Source organism: Novacetimonas sp. GS1 (assembly GCF_036686925.1).
Taxonomy (GTDB): domain Bacteria; phylum Pseudomonadota; class Alphaproteobacteria; order Acetobacterales; family Acetobacteraceae; genus Novacetimonas; species Novacetimonas hansenii.
This window is the reverse complement of sequence record NZ_VSZP01000001.1, coordinates 1,888,872-1,908,016: the sequence shown is the minus strand read 5'-3', so window position 1 is coordinate 1,908,016 and position 19,145 is coordinate 1,888,872. Positions and strand designations below refer to the sequence as shown.

Annotated in this window: 23 protein-coding genes; 15 read left to right on the top strand and 8 right to left on the bottom strand. The window is 58.7% G+C overall.

What is annotated here, in order from left to right; all coding sequences use genetic code 11:
- Positions 1–53: 53 nt before the first annotated feature.
- From FYB92_RS08735 to FYB92_RS08695, 9 genes are all read left to right on the top strand, one after another.
- Entirely contained in the window at positions 54–839 is a 786-nt protein-coding gene (locus FYB92_RS08735; RefSeq protein WP_332828487.1) for an NRDE family protein, read from the top strand.
- Positions 840–963: 124 nt separating this feature from the next.
- A complete protein-coding gene (purC, locus tag FYB92_RS08730) occupies positions 964–1,728 on the top strand; it encodes a phosphoribosylaminoimidazolesuccinocarboxamide synthase (protein ID WP_003620169.1) in 765 nt (254 codons plus the stop codon).
- Positions 1,725–1,970 (top strand): phosphoribosylformylglycinamidine synthase subunit PurS, encoded by a 246-nt coding sequence (gene purS / locus FYB92_RS08725; protein WP_003620170.1) that lies wholly within the window; start codon positions 1,725–1,727, stop codon positions 1,968–1,970. The genes purC and purS overlap by 4 nt, the downstream gene beginning before the upstream one ends.
- A complete protein-coding gene (locus FYB92_RS08720) occupies positions 1,967–2,356 on the top strand; it encodes a Rap1a/Tai family immunity protein (RefSeq protein ID WP_003620171.1) in 390 nt (129 codons plus the stop codon). Before purS ends, FYB92_RS08720 begins: the two co-directional genes overlap by 4 nt.
- A complete protein-coding gene (gene purQ / locus FYB92_RS08715) occupies positions 2,353–3,054 on the top strand; it encodes a phosphoribosylformylglycinamidine synthase subunit PurQ (protein ID WP_075596133.1) in 702 nt (233 codons plus the stop codon). Before FYB92_RS08720 ends, purQ begins: the two co-directional genes overlap by 4 nt.
- Positions 3,051–5,261 carry a phosphoribosylformylglycinamidine synthase subunit PurL gene (gene purL, locus FYB92_RS08710; protein WP_075631714.1) on the top strand — a complete coding sequence of 737 codons (2,211 nt, stop codon included), beginning with the start codon at positions 3,051–3,053 and terminating at the stop codon, positions 5,259–5,261. The genes purQ and purL overlap by 4 nt, the downstream gene beginning before the upstream one ends.
- 28 nt (positions 5,262–5,289) lie before the next feature.
- Positions 5,290–5,523, top strand: coding sequence for a BolA family protein (locus FYB92_RS08705; RefSeq protein WP_003620177.1), 234 nt, complete (start codon positions 5,290–5,292; stop codon positions 5,521–5,523).
- Positions 5,524–5,575: 52 nt separating this feature from the next.
- Positions 5,576–5,911: a Grx4 family monothiol glutaredoxin gene (gene grxD, locus FYB92_RS08700; protein WP_003620180.1), complete on the top strand. Its 336-nt coding sequence runs from the start codon at positions 5,576–5,578 to the stop codon at positions 5,909–5,911.
- 144 nt (positions 5,912–6,055) lie between these two features.
- Positions 6,056–6,388 carry a hypothetical protein gene (locus FYB92_RS08695; protein ID WP_332828486.1) on the top strand — a complete coding sequence of 111 codons (333 nt, stop codon included), beginning with the start codon at positions 6,056–6,058 and terminating at the stop codon, positions 6,386–6,388.
- A 26-nt stretch (positions 6,389–6,414) separates the two neighbouring features.
- Here the strand turns inward: FYB92_RS08695 and FYB92_RS08690 are convergent, their stop codons facing one another.
- Positions 6,415–6,816 carry a YraN family protein gene (locus FYB92_RS08690; protein ID WP_225578812.1) on the bottom strand — a complete coding sequence of 134 codons (402 nt, stop codon included), beginning with the start codon at positions 6,814–6,816 and terminating at the stop codon, positions 6,415–6,417.
- Positions 6,817–6,955: 139 nt separating this feature from the next.
- Between FYB92_RS08690 and cls the strand changes: the two genes are divergently transcribed.
- The gene (gene cls / locus FYB92_RS08685; protein WP_075596271.1) at positions 6,956–8,374 is read left to right on the top strand and encodes a cardiolipin synthase; all 1,419 of its coding nucleotides are present in this window, start codon (positions 6,956–6,958) and stop codon (positions 8,372–8,374) included.
- On the opposite strand, the gene FYB92_RS08680 is transcribed toward cls, so the two are convergent.
- Both FYB92_RS08680 and FYB92_RS08675 read right to left on the bottom strand, forming a co-directional pair.
- The gene (locus tag FYB92_RS08680) at positions 8,365–9,069 is read right to left on the bottom strand and encodes an endonuclease/exonuclease/phosphatase family protein (RefSeq protein ID WP_062808902.1); all 705 of its coding nucleotides are present in this window, start codon (positions 9,067–9,069) and stop codon (positions 8,365–8,367) included. The genes cls and FYB92_RS08680 overlap by 10 nt on opposite strands.
- Positions 9,066–10,139 (bottom strand): AI-2E family transporter, encoded by a 1,074-nt coding sequence (locus FYB92_RS08675; RefSeq protein ID WP_062808903.1) that lies wholly within the window; start codon positions 10,137–10,139, stop codon positions 9,066–9,068. The genes FYB92_RS08680 and FYB92_RS08675 overlap by 4 nt, the downstream gene beginning before the upstream one ends.
- A gap of 116 nt (positions 10,140–10,255) precedes the next feature.
- Between FYB92_RS08675 and FYB92_RS08670 the strand changes: the two genes are divergently transcribed.
- From FYB92_RS08670 to FYB92_RS08655, 4 genes are all read left to right on the top strand, one after another.
- Complete coding sequence (locus FYB92_RS08670) at positions 10,256–11,110, top strand: sulfurtransferase (protein ID WP_075624262.1); 855 nt, start codon at positions 10,256–10,258, stop codon at positions 11,108–11,110.
- Positions 11,111–11,265: 155 nt separating this feature from the next.
- On the top strand, positions 11,266–12,492 hold the full coding sequence (gene metC, locus FYB92_RS08665) for a cystathionine beta-lyase (protein WP_408902349.1): 1,227 nt from the start codon (positions 11,266–11,268) through the stop codon (positions 12,490–12,492).
- Positions 12,493–12,608: 116 nt separating this feature from the next.
- Positions 12,609–13,637, top strand: coding sequence for an alcohol dehydrogenase AdhP (adhP, locus tag FYB92_RS08660; protein ID WP_247067401.1), 1,029 nt, complete (start codon positions 12,609–12,611; stop codon positions 13,635–13,637).
- 143 nt (positions 13,638–13,780) lie between these two features.
- Positions 13,781–14,122 carry a hypothetical protein gene (locus FYB92_RS08655; protein WP_139312480.1) on the top strand — a complete coding sequence of 114 codons (342 nt, stop codon included), beginning with the start codon at positions 13,781–13,783 and terminating at the stop codon, positions 14,120–14,122.
- A gap of 99 nt (positions 14,123–14,221) precedes the next feature.
- On the opposite strand, the gene FYB92_RS08650 is transcribed toward FYB92_RS08655, so the two are convergent.
- Positions 14,222–14,506, bottom strand: a complete 285-nt coding sequence (locus FYB92_RS08650) for a hypothetical protein (protein ID WP_239015719.1) — start codon at positions 14,504–14,506, stop codon at positions 14,222–14,224.
- Positions 14,507–14,571: 65 nt separating this feature from the next.
- On the opposite strand from FYB92_RS08650, the gene FYB92_RS08645 reads away from it, so the two are divergent.
- Complete coding sequence (locus FYB92_RS08645) at positions 14,572–14,877, top strand: hypothetical protein (protein ID WP_332828484.1); 306 nt, start codon at positions 14,572–14,574, stop codon at positions 14,875–14,877.
- 819 nt (positions 14,878–15,696) lie between these two features.
- Here FYB92_RS08645 and trpS read toward each other — a convergent pair.
- The 4 genes from trpS to FYB92_RS08625 form a co-directional block, all read right to left on the bottom strand.
- The gene (trpS, locus tag FYB92_RS08640) at positions 15,697–16,692 is read right to left on the bottom strand and encodes a tryptophan--tRNA ligase (protein ID WP_003620195.1); all 996 of its coding nucleotides are present in this window, start codon (positions 16,690–16,692) and stop codon (positions 15,697–15,699) included.
- Positions 16,693–16,739: 47 nt separating this feature from the next.
- Entirely contained in the window at positions 16,740–17,225 is a 486-nt protein-coding gene (locus FYB92_RS08635; RefSeq protein ID WP_003620197.1) for a cytochrome c, read from the bottom strand.
- Positions 17,226–17,329: 104 nt separating this feature from the next.
- On the bottom strand, positions 17,330–17,824 hold the full coding sequence (locus FYB92_RS08630; protein ID WP_003620199.1) for an FKBP-type peptidyl-prolyl cis-trans isomerase: 495 nt from the start codon (positions 17,822–17,824) through the stop codon (positions 17,330–17,332).
- A gap of 41 nt (positions 17,825–17,865) precedes the next feature.
- Positions 17,866–19,095 carry an argininosuccinate synthase gene (locus FYB92_RS08625; RefSeq protein ID WP_003620201.1) on the bottom strand — a complete coding sequence of 410 codons (1,230 nt, stop codon included), beginning with the start codon at positions 19,093–19,095 and terminating at the stop codon, positions 17,866–17,868.
- Positions 19,096–19,145: the final 50 nt, after the last annotated feature.

Genomic DNA, 19,145 nt, shown 5'->3' with positions numbered 1-19,145 from the left:
CCGGTACCGGCGCGCGCCAAACCGGACAGGCCCAGACATACAGGATCAATGGCGTGTGTACTGTCGTTATCTCCCACCAGCCGGATGAGGCATGGCCGCTGCTGCTGGCGGCCAACCGCGACGAACGCCTCGACCGTCCGTGGGAAGCACCTTCGCGCCACTGGGGCGATCATCCCACCGTCGTGGGGGGACGCGACTGCGTGGCTGGTGGGTCATGGCTGACCATGAACGACGCAGGCGTCATCGGGGCGATCATGAACCGTGTCGGCAGCCTTGGTCCCGCGCCGGGCAAACGTTCACGCGGGGAATTGCCGCTTATGGTGGGGGATCATGGCTGTGCGCGCGACGCCGTGGCGCGGATCGCGGCCCTTGATGCGGGGGAATGGCGGTCATTCAACATGATCGTGGGTGATGGCACCGATGCCTTTTTCATCCGTGGCCCCGGCTATGGCACACCACAGGTTATCGCGCTCGACGTGGGAACGCACATGATCGCGACCACGGACCCAGATGATATGTCCATGCCACGGATCGCACGCCACCTGCCGCGTTTTCGTGCCGCGCCACGCCCCATGCCCCCCGCGTGGGAAAGCTGGACCGTGCTGCTGGCCGATCGCTCGCTTCCCGCTGGCAGCGAACTCAACATCCCCCCACGTTCGGGCTTTGGCACGTGCAGTTCCTCCGCACTCGGCATCTCGCGCGATCCTGCCGCCCCGAACGGACGGTCGTGGTTTTTCGCGGCTGGCGCACCAGACCGCGTGGGATATGCCCCGGTGGACCTGAACACCGCTCGCCCCGACATCAATGCAGGCGCAGGTTCCGGCACGGCGGCGACATAGAAACGTTATGGTATCTTCGACGCGCAATCGCTGCTATTGCATGCGCACATTCTGGGTCCTGTTGCGGACCCGCAGGGGAGGATGCCTGCGGCATGCTTCCCACAGCCGTATGTGAAGGACGAGTATGGGCCGCCGCCGCCAGCTTTATGAAGGAAAAGCAAAGATCCTTTTCGAGGGTCCGGAACCGGGAACCCTGGTTCAGTATTTCAAGGACGATGCCAGTGCGGGCAATGGCGCCAAGAAGGGCGTCATTACCGGCAAGGGCGTCCTGAACAACCGGATCAGCGAGCACCTGATGCTGCGCCTGCATGAAATCGGGATTCCCACCCATTTCATCCGGCGGCTGAACATGCGTGAACAACTGATCCGCGAGGTGGAGATCATCCCGCTTGAGGTCGTGATCCGCAATGTCGCCGCAGGCAGCCTCAGCAAGCGCCTCGGCATCAAGGAAGGCACCCGCCTGCCGCATCCGATCGTCGAATTCTACTACAAGAATGACAGCCTCAATGACCCGATGGTCAGCGAGGAACACATCACCGCCTTTGGCTGGGCATGTGCGCATGACCTGGAGGATATCGTTTCGCTGAGCATGCGAATCAACGATTTCCTGTGCGGCCTGTTTGTGGGGATCGGCATCACGCTGGTGGACTTCAAGCTGGAGTTCGGTCGCCTGTGGGAAAACGACAACATGCGCATCGTGCTGGCGGACGAAATCTCGCCCGATAACTGCCGCCTGTGGGACAGCAAGACCAGCCAGAAGCTCGACAAGGACCGTTTCCGCCAGGACATGGGCAAGGTCGAGGAAGCATATCAGGAAGTGGCCATGCGCCTTGGCATTCTGCCGGAGGCGACGAATTCCGACATGAAGGGACCGGAGGTAATGCAATGAAAGTACGCGTGACGGTCATGCTCAAGGATGGCGTGCTCGATCCCCAGGGCAAGGCAGTGGAACATGCGCTGCATGTGCTGGATTTCAAGAATGTCGGCGACGTGCGCATCGGCCGTGTGATCGACCTTGAACTTGCAGAAAGCGACCCGGCCCGCGCCATCGTTCAGGCCAACGAAATGGCCCGCGCGCTGCTTGCCAACCTCGTGATCGAGGATTTCGCAGCGGAGGTCGTTGAAGAATGAAGACGGCAACGGGCATTTTCCTCGCGGCCTGCGCGTTTGGCGCGGGCCTGCTGCCGCTGTCTGCTGCGCATGCGCAGCGGGTTTCGCGCATGCCTGCGTCGCAGCTTGGCACATTATGTACGCGTGCATCGGGCACGGGTCTGTGTGACTCCTACATTTCTGGCGTGGCGGACGCGGCAGCCCTTGCGCATCTGTTTGAACGCAACGCGGAAAAAGACCAGCATGACGTGGCCGCGTTCTGCATTGCACCTGCGACCAGCCTGTCGGACATGCGTGGCAAGGTCGTGGACTGGATGAAGGCGCATCACGACCAGTTATCCCGTCCGGCGGGGGAGGCTGTCTTTACGGCGCTTCATGAATCCTATCCCTGTGGCGACCACAAATGAAGGCGGGTATTGTTGTTTTTCCCGGCACCAACCGGGAACGTGACATGGCGATCGCGCTGCGCAGCGTGACCGGTGTCGCCCCCCGCATGATCTGGCATCGTGAAACGGACCTGCCGGACCTTGACCTTGTGGTATTGCCTGGCGGCTTCAGCTATGGCGATTACCTGCGCTGTGGGGCGATGGCGGCCCATGCCCCGATCATGCCCGCCATCCGCCGCTTTGCGCAGGCGGGGGGGCATATCCTTGGCGTCTGCAACGGTTTCCAGATCCTGACCGAAGCGCAACTGCTGCCGGGCGCGCTGCTGCGCAACGCCTCGCTGCGGTTCCTGTCACAGGACTGCTTCTTGCGTGTCGAACGCAACGATACGCCGTTTACACGTCACTGGGAACGCCACGACATCTTCCGCACCCCGATGGCACATGGGGATGGCAATTATATTGCCGACCACGACACGATCCGCATGCTTGAAGACACCAACCGCGTCGCCTTTCGCTATGTCGCGGCGGACGGGCGGCTTGACGCCATGGACACCACGCTCAACCCCAACGGCAGCATGGGGGCCATTGCGGGCGTCTTTAGCGAGAACCTGCGCATCTGCGGCATGATGCCGCACCCGGAGGACCTGGTTGATCCCCTGATGGGCGGAGAAGACGGAAAGCCCCTGTTTACGGGCCTGGTGGAGGCGCTGGTCGGATGAGCACAGCAGGACAGAAGCCCGTCAACGCGGCGCTGGCTAAGGAATTTGGCCTGACGGCTGATGAATATGGCAATGTGCTGTCCATCATGGGACGCACGCCGAGCCTGACCGAACTTGGCATTTTTTCCGTCATGTGGTCGGAACACTGCTCTTACAAATCATCGCGCGCGTTTCTCAAGACGCTGCCGACCAAGGCGCCATGGGTTATCCACGGGCCGGGTGAAAATGCGGGCGTCGTCGATATCGGACAGGGGCTGGCGGCCATCTTCAAGATGGAAAGCCACAATCACCCGTCCTTCATCGAACCGTATCAGGGGGCGGCGACAGGTGTTGGTGGCATCCTGCGTGACGTGTTCACCATGGGCGCGCGACCGGTCGCGAACCTGAACGCCCTGCGCTTTGGCGATCCTGACAACCCGCAGACGCGACGCATCGTCGATGGTGTGGTGCGTGGCGTTGGCGGATATGGCAACTGCGTTGGTGTTCCCACGGTTGGGGGGGAAATCAACTTCCACCCCGCCTATGATGGCAATCCGCTGGTCAATGCGATGACGGTGGGCGTGGCACGGCAGGACCGCATCTTCCTCTCGGCGGCGGCGGGCGTAGGCAATCCCGTCATCTATGTCGGGTCCAAGACCGGGCGTGATGGCATCCACGGGGCCACGATGTCCTCGTCCGAGTTTGACGAAGACGCACTGGCCAAACGTCCCACGGTACAGGTGGGTGACCCGTTTGTTGAAAAGCTCCTGATCGAAGCCTGCCTTGAACTGATGGCGACCGATGCGATCGTGGCCATCCAGGACATGGGGGCTGCGGGCCTGACATCGTCCGCCGTGGAAATGGCGGGCAAGGGCGGGGTGGGGATCGAACTCGACCTCGATCAGGTACCACAGCGCGAACGCGGCATGACAGCCTATGAAATGATGCTGTCGGAAAGTCAGGAGCGGATGCTGATTGTCATCCGTCCTGACCGCACGGAACAGGCACGCGCCATTTTCGATAAATGGGAACTTGATTTCGCGGTTATCGGTCATCTGACGGACACGGGACGCATCGTCCTGCGCCATCAGGGCCGGACAGAGGCGGACATCCCGCTTGCGCCGCTGGCGGATCAGGCCCCGATCTATCACCGTCCCACCGCACCGGCCCTGCCACCCGTGCCACTGGGGACGATCAGCGACCCGGTCGGCATCGAACAGGCGCTGCTGCGCCTGATCCGCTGTCCCGACCTGGCCTCGCGCGAATGGGTCTGGAACCAGTATGACAGCACGGTGGGCGGACAGACGGTCCGGCGTCCGGGTGCGGCCGATGCCGCCATCATACAGGTTGAGGATACGACCATCGGCCTTGCGATGACGACGGACTGCACACCGCGTTACTGCCGTGCCAACGCCCGCACCGGCGGCGCACAGGCGGTGGCCGAAGCATGGCGTAATCTGACCGCAACGGGTGCGCGCCCACTGGCGGTGACGGATAACCTCAATTTCGGCTCCCCCGAGAAGCCCGAGGTCATGGGGCAGTTCGTCGATGCCATCGCGGGGATGGGCGATGCCTGTCGCGCACTCGACTTCCCCGTCGTCAGTGGCAATGTCTCGCTTTACAACGAAACGCGCGGGCCGGATGGGGAGTCCGTTTCCATCCTTCCCACGCCCGCCATCGGCGGGCTTGGCGTATTGGATGATGTCACGAAAGCAATCGGGTTGGGCATGCCCGACGGATGTGACGTGATCGTGATCGGCGAAACACGCGGTGAACTGGGCCAGTCCCTATGGTTGCGTGAAATCCATGGCAGCCAGGATGGCGAACCACCTGCGGTCGATCTTCAGGCCGAACGCCGCAATGGCGACTTCGTGCGGGGGGCGATCCTGGATGGCACCATCGTCGCGTGCCATGACGTAGCGGATGGCGGACTGCTGGTCAGTGTGGCGGAAATGGTCATGGCGGGCACGGCGGGATGCACCCTGCTGGCACCGCAGGCCGGCATCCGCCCGGAAGCCTACTGGTTTGGTGAAGACCAGGCGCGCTACATCATCGCTGTTCGCGATGCAAAGGCGTTCATGGACCGGGCCGCGCAGGCCTCCATCCCGTGTCGCGTACTGGGTCAAAGTGGCGGGGACGGTTTGACATTGCCCAATGGCGCCACAATATCAAAGGCACGTCTTGTCGCGGTGAATTCGGAATTTTTCCCGCGACTTATGGATCGCTGAGCAGCAAGGACAGGCAGGAGAACAGCCGATGGCCATGACGGCCCAGGAAATCGAAACCTACATCCGTGGCGCTCTGCCGGATGCGCAGATCCACATTGACGACCTTGCGGGGGACGGCGACCATTATGCCTGCAAGGTGGTCAGCAATGCGTTTCGTGGCCTGTCCCGCGTAAAACAGCACCAGTTGGTTTACAACGCGTTGCAAGGACATATGGGGGGCAAGCTGCATGCGCTCGCCCTTCAGACAAGCACACCGGACTGATCCCCCGCATCAGGGACGGATAACCGGTTATCAGAACGAGGAGTCCAGTATTATGGCCGAAACCATCACCCAGCAGATCCAGGCGCAGATCGACGCCAATCCGGTCATGCTGTACATGAAGGGCGATGCAACCTTCCCGCAGTGCGGTTTTTCCGCACGCGTCGTGCAGATCCTCAAGCATCTGGGCGTACCGTTCAAGACCGCCAATGTCCTCGAAGATCCGGCCCTGCGTCAGGGTATCAAGGATTTTTCGAACTGGCCCACGGTGCCACAGCTTTACGTCAAGGGCGAGTTCATCGGTGGATGTGACATCGTGACCGAGATGTACCAGTCCGGTGAACTGGAAAAGCTCCTGACTGAAAAAGGTATCGTCCCGGCTTCTGCCTGAACGGACCGGAACAGCCACTGACAGAAAAAGCGGATGGGCAGCATAGGCGCCCGTCCGCTTTTTTTTGTTTCATATGATACTGAGCCTTGCCTTGTTTACCCGATTTTGCGTAGCTTCGCTGCAATGACTGAATTGGAGTGTTAGATGCGCCACACGTGCTTGCGAATCACGATCCTGTCGGTGGTTTGCGCGGGTTTCATCCACAGCGTCACGCCGCAGGCGCAGGCACGTAGCCATGCCATGACTGATATGGAAGCAGACCGCCTGACACTCAGCGCGCTGACTGCACCGCCCCCGCCGGTCCGTCACGTGACCTATCGCCATGCGGTGGGCACACATCATGCCCTGGTCACGTCTGCACACCATGTGACATCGTCGCACGTGCGCCATTCACTGGTTCATGAAGTGTCTTATCATCCACACGGTACGGCTGCCGTCCGGCATGCGACACATGCGAACATCCATCACCGGACCTGAATGCGTCCTGCCATCCAGCCTGTAGGTCACTCCATCCTGAATGCGTCCTCGATGCGGTGCATGTGACCATCGGGCAGGACAACAACCACGTCGAAGCGCATCCCGTCATATGCCCACCCCGCGTTGAGCATGCACAGGCCCTGCGCAGCGTTCATCAGGCGTTGCATGGTGCGAGGACTGATCGCATCGCCTGCCTGCATGATTGACGCGCGCGCCTTTACTTCCGTAAAGACCAGCAGCCCATCACGAATGGCGACAATATCAATTTCGCCCCAGGCCGTACGCGCACGATGCGCCAGAATGGTCCATCCCTCCGCCCGCAGATGGTCCATGACTTTCTGTTCTGCCTCAAGCCCCTTGTGATGGGAACGCCGTCCGACGGCACGCCTGCGCCATCCGGGCGACGAAGGGGGGACTGGCGATGTCACGACTCTCATCCTCATTTTCTGTAATCGGGGATAGCCCCAATATCGCATCCCAATATTACTGTACCCTGCGGGCACCGGATATGGCGGCCCATGTCGAATTTTCATGCTTTCATGGCGCGTACGGAATAATGACGGCATCATGATCTATACCTACGTCACATTCCTTGTCCCGATTGTGCTGGCCTTACGCCTGTGCATCATGGCGATCGTCATCGTCCATGTGCTGCTGACGAAACGTGACGTAGGGGCCTCCATCGGATGGATAGGCGTTACGGTCCTGATGCCACTGACCGGTGGTATCCTGTATCTGATGTTCGGCATCAACCGCGTGCGCCGCCGTGCCAAGCGTCTGGTTGGGCTGCATCCATGGTACAGCCGCACCATGACCTCACGCTGGCGCAGGGGCGAGGAGGGACGCTTCGCCCCGCTGGCGGACATGGTAACAAAGCTGACGCAACGCCCGTTGCTGGCGGGGAACCTTGTCATCCCCCTGCATGATGGGGACAGCGCATATCCGCAGATGCTGGCCGCAATCGAGGGCGCACGCAGCACGGTGCTGCTATGCTCCTATATTTTTCGACCTGACGAGATCGGACAGAAATTCTGCGATGCCCTGATTGCTGCACACCGGCGTGGCGCACAGGTACGGGTTCTGGTGGATGGCGTGGGCAGCGGATACTTCCATTGCGCAATCGCAGACAGGCTGCACAGGGCAGGGGTGCCGGTAGGCCGGTTCATGCATTCGCTGCTGCCATGGCGTATGCCGTTCATCAACATGCGCGATCACAAGAAGATCCTGGTTGTCGATGGCCGCACCGGTTTCATGGGGGGGCTGAACATCGGGGAAGAAAATCTGACGGCACGGCATCCCGCCCATCCCGTATCCGACACGCATTTCCGTATTTCGGGACCAGTCATCCATCAATTGAGCGAAGCCTTCGCGCGCGACTGGACCTTTACAACAGGGGAGGCCCTGGTGGCTGACCTGTTTTTCCCCGAACAGCAGGCCCATGGTGACAGCCTGACCCGCATCGTGACGGCAGGACCTGATTCCGACCTGGAGAAGATTGAATATACCATGCTGCAGGCCATTTCGATGGCCCGGCATTCAGTACGCCTCATGACCCCGTATTTCCTTCCTGACGAAAGGTTCCTGACGGAACTTGCCCTTGCGGCATTGCGTGGGATCGAGGTGGATATCATTGTCCCACGTCACAGCAACCATGTCGTGATCGACTGGGCACGTGCGGCAAACCTGCCACGTTTCCTTGATTCTGGCTGCCGGGTATGGCAGGCGCGGCCACCGTTCAACCATTCCAAGCTTCTGGTGGTTGACCGACACTGGTCGTTCGTAGGCAGTTCCAACATTGATGTACGCAGCCTGCGGCTGAATTTCGAAATCAATCTGGAGGTTTATGATGATGCGCTGGCAACCACGATTGACGATTTCATCATCCGTCACCGCCATGAACGCCTGACCCATCATGACCTTGACCGGCGTTCGCTACCGACAAAGCTGCGTGATGCCTCAGCCCGATTGCTGCTGCCTTATTTGTGAGGCAGCAGCTCAAGCCTTACGGCAATCGGCCGATGATCCGATGCGTAATTGTCGATCACGCGCTGCTCCACACAGGCAAGGCCGCGTATCAGGCATCGGTCAAGCCGGATCGGCAGGACGTCCGCCATGCGATGGGTTGGGGCACGTGGCCCGACATCACGGAAATGCCGGATCAACGTAGGGCCGACAAGATTGAAATCCCCAAGGATGGCCGCACGATACGGCAAAAGCTGTGACATGCGCCGCAATTGCCGACGGTTCAGTAATTGCCCATGCGACAGATGCACATTGGCGATGGCGAAGGGGCCACATTCGATAATCTGCGCCACACGCCGGATCAGCGTGCCAGAAGGCAGGGTACAGGTCATGGGGGGACGACGATAGGGCCAGGGGCTCCAGCATGCGACACCATGAATGCGCCCCGGCAGTGGAGAGCGTGCATAATGGCCACCGATCAAGGTTGGCAGGGCATCGATATCAACTGTCGCCTCCTGCATCAGGAGCAGGTCGGGCTTTTCCTGATGGATCAGGTGGACGACATCGCGCACCGTTGCGCCGATCTGGCGCAACAGGTTCCAACTGACGACCCGGATACTGTTTTCGGAATGGAAAGGTGGCTGGTATCCCGGCAGGGGACCTTTCCCCGGTTCGGCCACGATGGCCGGCAACCGCAGATACGGACGCGCAAGATTCATGGTTCGACAAATGGCTCCCTGACCTCGGGCGCCAGACGCGCGCCCGGATCGCCTGCGGCGAATTCCGCCGTCAGGGTATATCCCACACCAATAAGCACCGGGCCGAGGAAAATGCCAAGGCCGCCAAATGTCCAGATGCCCCCCAGAACACCCAGAACCGTCAACAGGTAGGGAAGTTGTGCCCCCCGGGCAATGAACATCGGTCGCATGATGTGATCGGCCCCCGACACGATGATGGTCCCGTAAAGCAGCAGGAACACGCCCCATCCGGGATGATGGGCGACAAACAGGAAAAACGCCGCAGGTATCCAGATCAGGGGGGCACCGATGGGCAGGACGGAAATGAAGGCGGTAATCCCGCCCCACAGCACGGGATTGGCAATACCCGCGATGGCGAACCCGATACCTGTCAGCACACCTTGCAACAAAGCCGTCCCGATGATGCCATACACGGTGCCCCGGATCGTGCGCCCGATGATCCCCAGGATACGCTCCGCGTACCCCCCGGCGATACGCCGCACGACGGAGACGAACGTAGCGCCCAGTGCCTCCCCGCCCAACCAGAAGAAAAACGCCATGAACAGCGCCATGCCCAGATGCGCCAGCCCGCTGGCCAGTTGCATGATCCCACCAAGGGCCCACTGCACCAGACGACCACTATAGGGACGTATCATCTGGTCGATATTACCCACATCCACCCGCCACTTTTCCCACGTTTCGTTCATCTGGGGACCAAGGTGGGGAATATGCTGCAACCACACAGGCAGCGACGGCAGATGGATGACGGTCGTGATGCTGTCGATGGCATCGGGCAGGGTCTGGGGCAGTTCGACAATGCCGCTGGATACCACCAGCGTCAGGGGAACAACCATCACCACGGCGGACATGACCGTCATGCCCAGCGCGGCGATAAGGGGATTAGTATGCCGCCGCAGCCGCACATAGATCGGCCATGTGGAAAATGTCAGGATCGCCGCCCACAGCAGGGCCGACATGAAAGGGTAGAGAATGAGTATGCAGCCAAAGGCGATCCCCCCCAGCATGAGCCCCATCATTATGCGTTCGACCATAACCGTCGCGATCCGTCCCGTGGCAATCCGTGCGAAGGCGTGATCCCGCTTTCGTCATGGCACAATATGCTGCACCTTATCGCAAAGCGCACAAACACCAAAGATTGGCCACAGACATGCATCCACTGATTTCCGCCGAAGACCTTGCCCACATCCTGTCGCATGACGATGTTGTCATACTGGACGCGACGCAGGCCCTGCCGGGACAGCAATTCGATCCCCAGGCCTGTTTCCTGTCGGGACACATTCCCGGCGCGCGCCAGTTCGATATCGACATGTTTTCGGACCCGGATTCCCCATTGCCGCATACAGTGCCGGGGCAGGCCCGCTTTACGCGCCTTGCCCGCGCACTGGGCCTGCATGATGGGACGCGGATCATTTTTTATGACCAAAAGGGTGTGGCCTGCGCCGCACGCGGCTGGTGGCTGATGGGGCTGTTTGGCCACGACCGCACGCAGGTGCTCGACGGTGGGCTGCCGGCCTGGCAGGGCGCCGGACTAAAGCTGGAAACAGGGCCAAGCACGGCCCCCATGGACACTTCCCCCCCATTCATCGCCCGCCCGCGCATGCGACGGCTGAAGGGACTGGGGGATATGCTCGACCTTACCCATGCGGCCGGGTCCTGCGTTATCCTCGATGCCCGGGCGCACGGACGCTTTACCGGCGAACTGCCCGAACCGCGGCAGGGCATGCCTTCGGGTCATATGCCTGGTGCCGCCAGCGTGCCGTATACCACCTTACTGGCATCAGATGGACATATGCTTCCCCCCCATGAGCTGCGCCAGATCTTCGCCGCCGCAGGCATGCATCCAGACAAGGAGGCCGTATGCACATGCGGCAGTGGCATGACCGCATGTGTGCTGGCACTCGGGCTGATGGCATCGGGATTAGGGCAACATGCCGTGTACGACGGGTCATGGGCGGAATGGGCCTCCACCCCCGGCACCCCGATCGTCACAGGGGACGCATAAGGGGGCGTTTGCAAAACGCCATCCCGGCGACCTGCCGAAATCATCGGATTTTCTGGATGCCTCCTTTGGGACAAAAGCGACATCCAGAAACTTTTATTTTTTTATCAACGGACTATTTTTAAAAATCCTGAAAACGTGGCTGGGGAAAGATTTAAATGGATCATGAAAACCTGCGTCACGCAGTCTCTCGCGGATGGCGGGACATGGCGTCACTTGCGGTGCGGGTGGCGCGTGACGCCCCGGTGGACGGGCAGGGCGTATTCGTCAACCCGGCGGTTGCACGCGGCTCAACCGTCCTTTTCTCCTCGCTTGAAGCGATGGAGAACGCCGGTCACAAACGCTATGGCGACGAACTGATCTATGGGGCGATGGGAACACCGCTGCAACACCGGCTGGAACATGCGATCGCCACGATCGAAGGGGCCACCCATACCCAGATCGCACCATCCGGGCTTGCGGCATGCACATTGCCCCTGCTGGCATTTCTTGACAGCGGTAGCCACTGCCTGATGTCAGATTCCGTCTATGGCCCGATGCGACGGTTTGCGGAAAAGGTGATGCGCCGCTTTGGCGTGGATATCACCTACTTCCCCCCCTGCGCCAGCGAAGAGGAACTGCAACGCCTGTGGCGGACGGAGACGAAGGCAATCTTTACCGAAAGCCCCGGCAGCCATTCGTTCGAGGTACAGGACATCCCCATGATGGCCCGCGTGGCCCATGGACATGGTGCACGCCTGATTGTGGATAATACGTGGGGGATCGGCATCTTCCAGCCCTTCCGCCATGGCGCGGACATTTCCATCCAGGCACTGACCAAATATCCCGCAGGCCATGCGGATACCATCATAGGGGCCGTATCCACCGCGAACGAATCCGACTGGCACCTGCTGCGCGATACCGCCATCCAGACCGGACAGGTCGCGGGACCGGATGACTGTGCCCTGACGTTACGGGGAATACGCACGTTACCAGTCCGTCAGGAACGACAATCCCAATCGGCAATTGATGTCGCCCTATGGCTCCAGTCGCGGGCAGAGGTCAGCCGCGTCCTGCATCCCGCCCTGCCATCATGCCCGGGACATGAATTCTGGAAACGGGATTTTTCGGGGGCATCATCGCTGTTTGGGGTCGTCCTGCGTCCTGATTTCACATTACCGCAGATGCAACACATGATTGATTCGCTGCAGATGTTTGGCATCGGCGCATCATGGGGCGGATATGAAAGCCTGATCCTGCCCACGACCCGGGGCATTACCCGTTCATGCGACAGCGTGACACAGGCTGGCCCGACATTTCGTATCCATATCGGGCTGGAGGATACACACGACCTGATTGCCGACCTGGCACGGGGTCTGGATGGGATGGCAAAGGGCAACACCTGATGCCTATGCCATACTGACACATATCAATGCCTTCCCACGGCTGCCTTGCCATTGTGATAACAGAAGTGGAGCACCCCCTCGGGACGAGGGCATGCGGATATTGAGGAGATGTTGAAATGGCCGGAAAGATGAAAGCAGCGGTTGTCCGCGAATTCGGAAAACCCCTGAGCATCGAGGAACTTGATATCCCCTCGATCCGTCCCAACCAGATTCTTGTGAAGGTCGATGCCTGCGGGGTATGCCACACGGATCTGCATGCCGCACGTGGCGACTGGCCCACCAAGCCCAAACCACCCTTCATCCCCGGTCATGAGGGGATCGGGCATGTTGTCGAAGTCGGTGCCGCCGTAGACTGGATCAAGGCCGGCGATGTCGTCGGGGTTCCATGGCTGTATTCGGCGTGCGGGCATTGCGAACATTGCCTGGGGGGATGGGAAACCCTGTGTGAAAAACAGGAGGACACGGGATATTCAGTCAATGGCTGTTTTGCTGAATACGTCGTGGCCGACCCGAATTATGTTGCGCACCTGCCCAAGGATATTGACCCGATCCGCACGGCGCCTGTCCTGTGTGCGGGCCTGACGGTGTACAAGGGCCTGAAGATGACAGATACACGCGCGGGCGAATGGGTTGCCATTTCCGGTGCGGGCGGCCTGGGGCAGATGGCCATCCAGTATGCTGTCGCCATGGGGCTGAATGTCGCGGCGGTCGATATCGACGACGGCAAGCTTGCCGAAGCCCGCAAGCTGGGCGCAAGCGTAACCGTCAATGCGCGTACTACCGATCCTGTTTCCTATATCCGGCAGAAAACCGGCGGCACGCATGGCGTTCTGGTTACGGCTGTTTCAAACACTGCCTTCACACAAGCGATAGGTTACGCACGCCGGGGCGGTACCATCGTCCTGAATGGCCTGCCCCCCGGTGAATTCCCCATCTCGATTTTTGACATGGTCATGAACGGCACGACCGTACGCGGTTCCATCGTGGGCACGCGTCTGGACATGATCGAAGCCCTGTCCTTCTTTACCGAAGGTAAGGTTTCTACCGTCGTTGCAACCGACAAGCTTGAAAATATCAACGATATCTTCGACCGACTGCAACATGGGCAGGTTGCAGGGCGGATTGTTCTGGATTTTCGTAACTGACGGAATGCAACCACAAGGCGCAGCCGACGTTGAAAACAGACATCCTTCGTCATGGAAACTATGCCCATGACGGCATGGGACAGGTTATCTCGGCCCCTCTCTTCACGTGGGGCAGGATGTCCGCCTGCTGTGCCTGAGTGTTTTTGGCGGATATCCATCGGACAAAATGGGTATTGGGAAATATGAGAAAAACATTACTGGTTGGATTTGGTATTATTGCCCTCATGAACGCATCGTCTTTACCGGCATGGGCTGATGACTGTGCCCAGGCGTCAGATTACGATGCCTGCGTGGCGGGAAAAAAGATAAAGCATGCGGGCCACACAGTTCATGACGAAGCAGCGGAAGATACGCAGCACGTCAAGAACTGGGGGAATAAAACCGGCAAGACGCTGGATCACTGGGGCCACGATACCGGAAACAAGATGGACCGCTGGGGTCATAAGACCGGTTCGGACATGGGCAAATTTTTCACGGGGAAATAGCCTGCACCCCCGACCCGACGTCCCAACCGGGTAAGAAAGGGATGCCACGACATCCAAGGACCAAAATAAAAGGCCCGGACGCCGTGGTGCCCTCATACCTTATTTATGATGGTCGCCCGCTTCATGCTCCCGCCAGCCGGTTTCCAGCGTGTGCAGGAATGACTTGAAATGCGCCTTCACATCAGAAGGGGAAGCCTTTTCAATCACTTCCTTCTTGGCCGCAGTCAGGATTGCCGCTGCATGAATCAATGCGGCATGAATGGCTTCTGACGGTTCCTTACTCATCAATCGGGTCCTTTTCCTTCGTTGGGATGCTTCACGATGAAAGGGAACATCGCTGCTAACAACTGTTATCCCCGCATACCGGCAAAACAGATCCGTCACGCCCCAAGCGGCAGCCTCCGCCTCCGTCCATAATTAAATCCAATAACGATTGGAAAATATCGACGATGAAATATAGCCATCTTGTATTCCCGATGTTTGCCTGCGCATTCATCCTTTCCCCTAAATTCGGCCATGCTGAACCTGGCGGATGCCTCAAGGGCGCCATGGCCGGTGGGGTCGCCGGGCATTTTGTCGGTAGTGGACACGCCAAGGGTGGGGCCGCCGCAGGTTGTGCTGCAGGCATGGTGCGCCGCCATAACGCACGCAAGGCCGCAGCAGCGCAGGAAGAGCATACAGCCCAACCATCATCCCCCGATGCGGATACGGGTTCGTCTTCTTCCCCTCACGAGACGACTTCGCCCCCACGATAAAAAAGAACCCGAAGATAGAAGACCGGTCATATCCGTATCGTCCAAAGGCTCCGTTTTTCTGGAGCCTTTTGAGAATTATACGTTTTTTCAGCACCTGAAACGGATATCACCGGACGAATATCAAACTGTCCTGCCCTGACTGAAAAACAGGTCACAGATATTGGCAGTCAGGACAACCGTATTTTTCATGCTGGTGATCGTCCGTATGGGCGGGGCCTGCCGACATATCTTATGGGCACCAGAACGTAGTCTGTTCCCGTGCCAGTGATACAACGGCATACTGGTTTTTCAGAGGAGTATAGTTGAAAACTGCATCTACGTGCCATGCGATAGCTCAAACAGGCACAACAAATCACCAAATTTTATTATACAAGTTTTTTATGAATATTTATTTCAGATAATATTTAAATTACACTATGCACAAAAATTAAATACACCGCAGGCAAAATTAATTTCTTACAATTACATTGTTTTCGCACAGTCTCCTAGACCCGTTCAACTGCCTTGCACTGCGACATGACAGGAGGCAGCATAATATTTATAACCATAACCCATCCTGCCACCGCAAGCACCGGTTCAGAATAATACCTGACAGATACTGGAAAAAGCAGACTCAATACCTGCCTTTATCAACAGGATATTTTCAGATGATCGCTTGGAGACCATTTAAAAATTCAGGATCGATAAAATCCTGAAATTACAAAGGTTTTTGGTAAAGCTTTTTCCAAAAAGCTTCAGAAGACGCCGCCTTTTTGAAAAAAGGCGGCACCCAAAAAACTTTTCCTGTTTTTTATCAATGAGTTGTTTTCAAACAACCTCTTATTTCAGAAAACCCACAAGGGACTCTGCCTCAGCCACGATGGGTTCAGCGATTACATTAGCCCGCCGCGCGCCATCACGAAGCGTATCACGCAGGAAACCCGGCTCTTTCAGCAGGCGGGTCGTCTCGTCTGCGATGGGGGCGATATGCTGGATCAGCACATCGGCCAATGCCTTTTTGAAGGGACCAAATCCTTCACCACCATGCTGGTCCAGCACGTCCTGAATTCCGCATTGCTGCAACGTGGCATAGATCGTCACGAGGTTGCGGGCTTCGGGACGGTTTTCCAGACCGGCTTCTTCGCTGGGCAGCGGTTCCGGGTCGGTCTTGGCACGACGGATCTTTTGCATGATCGTATCGGCATCATCTGTCATCTCGATCCGACTCTGGGCTGAAGGATCGGATTTCGACATTTTTTTCGTGCCGTCACGCAGGCTCATGATCCGCGCGCCCTGCGGTGGGATCAATGCTTCCACGATCGGGAAAAAATCCTGGCCATAATCATGGTTGAATTTCTGCGCGATATCGTTGGTCAGTTCCAGATGCTGGCGCTGGTCATCCCCAACAGGCACCGCCGTTGCCTTATAGGTCAGAATATCTGCGGCCATCAGGTCGGGATAGACATACAGCCCTGCTGAATGGTTTTCACGATCCTTGCCCGCCTTGTCCTTGAACTGCGTCATACGGTTCAACCACCCAAGACGCGCCACGCAGTTAAATATCCATGCAAGGCGCGCATGCGCCGTCACGGCGGATTGGTTGAACAGGATGTGACGCTGCACATCAATGCCCGAAGCCAGAAGCACCGCCGTCTGTGCCAGCGTCTGTTCGCGCAGGGCCTGCGGGTCCTGCCAGACGGTGATGGCGTGCATATCCACAAGGCAGAATATGCATTCGTTGTCACGTTGCAGCCCAACCCAGTTGCGTATCGCACCGAGATAGTTGCCAAGCTGCGGAATTCCAGTCGGCTGGATGCCGGAAAATATGCGTCGCATCCCGCTGTTTTCCGCTCTTTGCCGTATGGTCGTCAAGCGCGTTGATATCAGGGAAGGCGATGAATCTCATCAAGGCGGCGTCGTTCCTCGGCCACTGCGCTGGTGGGCAGGGGATGCGCCCGCACGGCCGCGATTTCATCGGCGCTAAACACCGGCGGCCGCTCCGAATCCCCACGCGCGGCAAGGTAGGTCAGGATAGACGCAATTTCATGATCGGACAGGCGGTTACGAAATGACGGCATTGAAAAATTATAATGCACGCCCCGGATGTCGAGTGGACCATTCAGACCATTAAGCAGGACATCCGCCAGATAATGTCGCCCCTCCGCCGTGGCGCCTATTACATCCACCCGCCCGATCAGGGGGGGAATCTCGCCCTTCATGCCCTCGCCATTATGATGGCAGATACCGCAATTGGTGCGATAGCGCGCAGCCCCTTCGTGCTTGCCCGAACAGGCCGACAGCAAAAATGCCCCCGCACAGAAGAGAACCATACCTTTTGCAACGCGAAACATATCCGGGAAAGTCAGCATGCGTCACGATACCCCCGTGGGCAGGGAAGGGATACGAAAAACGGCACCGGGATACGCCCCCGGTGCCGCTTTCTGTTCTAGCGCAGGATTACGCAACCGCCCCCTTAATGGGAACGCGAAACACCCAGAAGCTGGATCTTGAAGATCAGCGGGCTGTCCGGCTGGATGATGCCCATTGATTTATGCCCATAAGCCAGTTCCGGCGGGACATAAAGCATCCAGACATCGCCGACATGCATCATGGGCACGGCTTCCTGCCAGCCTTTGATGACCATTTCCAGCGGCATCTGCATGTAGGCGCCATGCCCATGCTGGTCCGAACTGTCAAAGATCCCGCCATCTGGCAGGCGACCTTCATAGATGACCATGACACTGTCGTTGACGGTCGGCTGCGCCCCGTCCTTAGGACCGGACTTCAGGACCTTATAGGCCAGTCCGTCCGGCAGGACCTTCACGCCGGGCTGCGTCTTCACGTTCGCCATGAACTGTGCGGGGGTCAGTTCAGGCTCATCTTCTTTTTTGCTTCCGCCACATGCCACCAGCGGTACCGCCAGCGCAGTCGCCAGAAGAAAGGGAATGACGCGTGAAAAACGTTTCATGACACCTCGGTTGATGGAATAGGGATGAATGGTAGGAAACCTCAAAGGGCGCCACCACGACGACCAATCTTGGCACCAAGACGCAGGCGCAGCGCATTCAGGCGGATGAAACCCTGTGCATCGGCCTGATTATAGGCGCCTTCATCATCCTCGAAAGTCACGACGCGGGTGTCATACAGGCTGTTGGGGCTTTCACGGCCAACACAGATCACGTTGCCCTTGTACAGCTTCAGCCGCACGCGACCGCTGACCGAATGCTGGCTCTGGTCGATCAATGCCTGCAGCATGCGCCGTTCAGGCGAGAACCACAGACCGTTATAGATAATCTCCGCATAGCGGGGCATCAGGCTGTCCTTGAGGTGCATCGCTTCGCGATCGAGCGTAATGCTCTCGATGCTGCGGTGCGCGGTCAGCAGGATCGTCCCGCCCGGCGTTTCATAGATGCCGCGCGACTTCATGCCGACAAACCGGTTTTCCACCAGGTCCAGCCGGCCGATGCCATTCATGCGCCCCAGATCGTTCAGGCGCGCCAGCAGCGTTGCAGGCGACAGGGCCTGCCCATTCAGCGCGACCGGATCGCCGGAGACGAAATCAATCGTGATTTCCGTCGCCTTGTCAGGTGCGGCCTCTGGGGAGATTGTGCGCTGGAAAACGATCTCGTCCGGCCCGACTGCCGGATCTTCGAGCAATTTTCCTTCGGACGAGGAATGCAGCAGGTTCGCATCAACGGAGAAGGGGGCTTCGCCCCGCTTATCCTTGGCGATGGGGATCTGGTTTTCCTCGGCAAAGGCAAGCAGCTTCGTGCGCGACGTCAGGTCCCATTCACGCCATGGGGCGATCACGGTGATATCCGGCTTCAGCGCGTAATAGGCCAGCTCGAAACGGACCTGATCATTGCCCTTGCCGGTCGCACCATGCGCCACCGCGTCCGCACCGACCTGTTCCGCAATCTCGATCTGACGCTGCGCGATCAATGGGCGTGCGATGGAGGTGCCCAGCAGGTACTGGCCTTCATACAGCGCATTCGCCCGGAACATCGGGAAGACGAAATCCTTGACGAATGTCTCGCGGAGATCCTCGACAAAAATTTCCTTAACGCCGAACATCTCGGCCTTTTTACGTGCGGGTTCCAGTTCCTCGCCCTGACCAAGGTCGGCGGTAAAGGTTACGACCTCACACCCATAGGCGGTCTGTAACCATCGAAGAATCACGGACGTATCGAGACCGCCTGAATAGGCGAGCACAACCTTCTTGACGTCCTTGGCGGCCATGGGGAGAGGTCTCCTGTCGACAAAACTGATAATTTTCCCTGCCGACCACC

Excerpts from the sequence above, each read along its gene's own strand:
- purC (WP_003620169.1), top strand. The coding sequence starts at position 964 with ATGGGCCGCCGCCGCCAGCTTTATGAAGGAAAAGCAAAGATCCTTTTC.
- purS (WP_003620170.1), top strand. The coding sequence starts at position 1,725 with ATGAAAGTACGCGTGACGGTCATGCTCAAGGATGGCGTGCTCGATCCC.
- FYB92_RS08720 (WP_003620171.1), top strand. The coding sequence starts at position 1,967 with ATGAAGACGGCAACGGGCATTTTCCTCGCGGCCTGCGCGTTTGGCGCG.
- purQ (WP_075596133.1), top strand. The coding sequence starts at position 2,353 with ATGAAGGCGGGTATTGTTGTTTTTCCCGGCACCAACCGGGAACGTGAC.
- purL (WP_075631714.1), top strand. The coding sequence starts at position 3,051 with ATGAGCACAGCAGGACAGAAGCCCGTCAACGCGGCGCTGGCTAAGGAA.
- FYB92_RS08705 (WP_003620177.1), top strand. The coding sequence starts at position 5,290 with ATGGCCATGACGGCCCAGGAAATCGAAACCTACATCCGTGGCGCTCTG.
- grxD (WP_003620180.1), top strand. The coding sequence starts at position 5,576 with ATGGCCGAAACCATCACCCAGCAGATCCAGGCGCAGATCGACGCCAAT.
- FYB92_RS08695 (WP_332828486.1), top strand. The coding sequence starts at position 6,056 with ATGCGCCACACGTGCTTGCGAATCACGATCCTGTCGGTGGTTTGCGCG.
- cls (WP_075596271.1), top strand. The coding sequence starts at position 6,956 with ATGATCTATACCTACGTCACATTCCTTGTCCCGATTGTGCTGGCCTTA.
- FYB92_RS08680 (WP_062808902.1), bottom strand. The coding sequence starts at position 9,069 with ATGAATCTTGCGCGTCCGTATCTGCGGTTGCCGGCCATCGTGGCCGAA.
- FYB92_RS08675 (WP_062808903.1), bottom strand. The coding sequence starts at position 10,139 with ATGGTCGAACGCATAATGATGGGGCTCATGCTGGGGGGGATCGCCTTT.
- FYB92_RS08670 (WP_075624262.1), top strand. The coding sequence starts at position 10,256 with ATGCATCCACTGATTTCCGCCGAAGACCTTGCCCACATCCTGTCGCAT.
- metC (WP_408902349.1), top strand. The coding sequence starts at position 11,266 with ATGGATCATGAAAACCTGCGTCACGCAGTCTCTCGCGGATGGCGGGAC.
- adhP (WP_247067401.1), top strand. The coding sequence starts at position 12,609 with ATGGCCGGAAAGATGAAAGCAGCGGTTGTCCGCGAATTCGGAAAACCC.
- FYB92_RS08645 (WP_332828484.1), top strand. The coding sequence starts at position 14,572 with ATGAAATATAGCCATCTTGTATTCCCGATGTTTGCCTGCGCATTCATC.
- trpS (WP_003620195.1), bottom strand. The coding sequence starts at position 16,692 with ATGCGACGCATATTTTCCGGCATCCAGCCGACTGGAATTCCGCAGCTT.
- FYB92_RS08635 (WP_003620197.1), bottom strand. The coding sequence starts at position 17,225 with ATGCTGACTTTCCCGGATATGTTTCGCGTTGCAAAAGGTATGGTTCTC.
- FYB92_RS08630 (WP_003620199.1), bottom strand. The coding sequence starts at position 17,824 with ATGAAACGTTTTTCACGCGTCATTCCCTTTCTTCTGGCGACTGCGCTG.
- FYB92_RS08625 (WP_003620201.1), bottom strand. The coding sequence starts at position 19,095 with ATGGCCGCCAAGGACGTCAAGAAGGTTGTGCTCGCCTATTCAGGCGGT.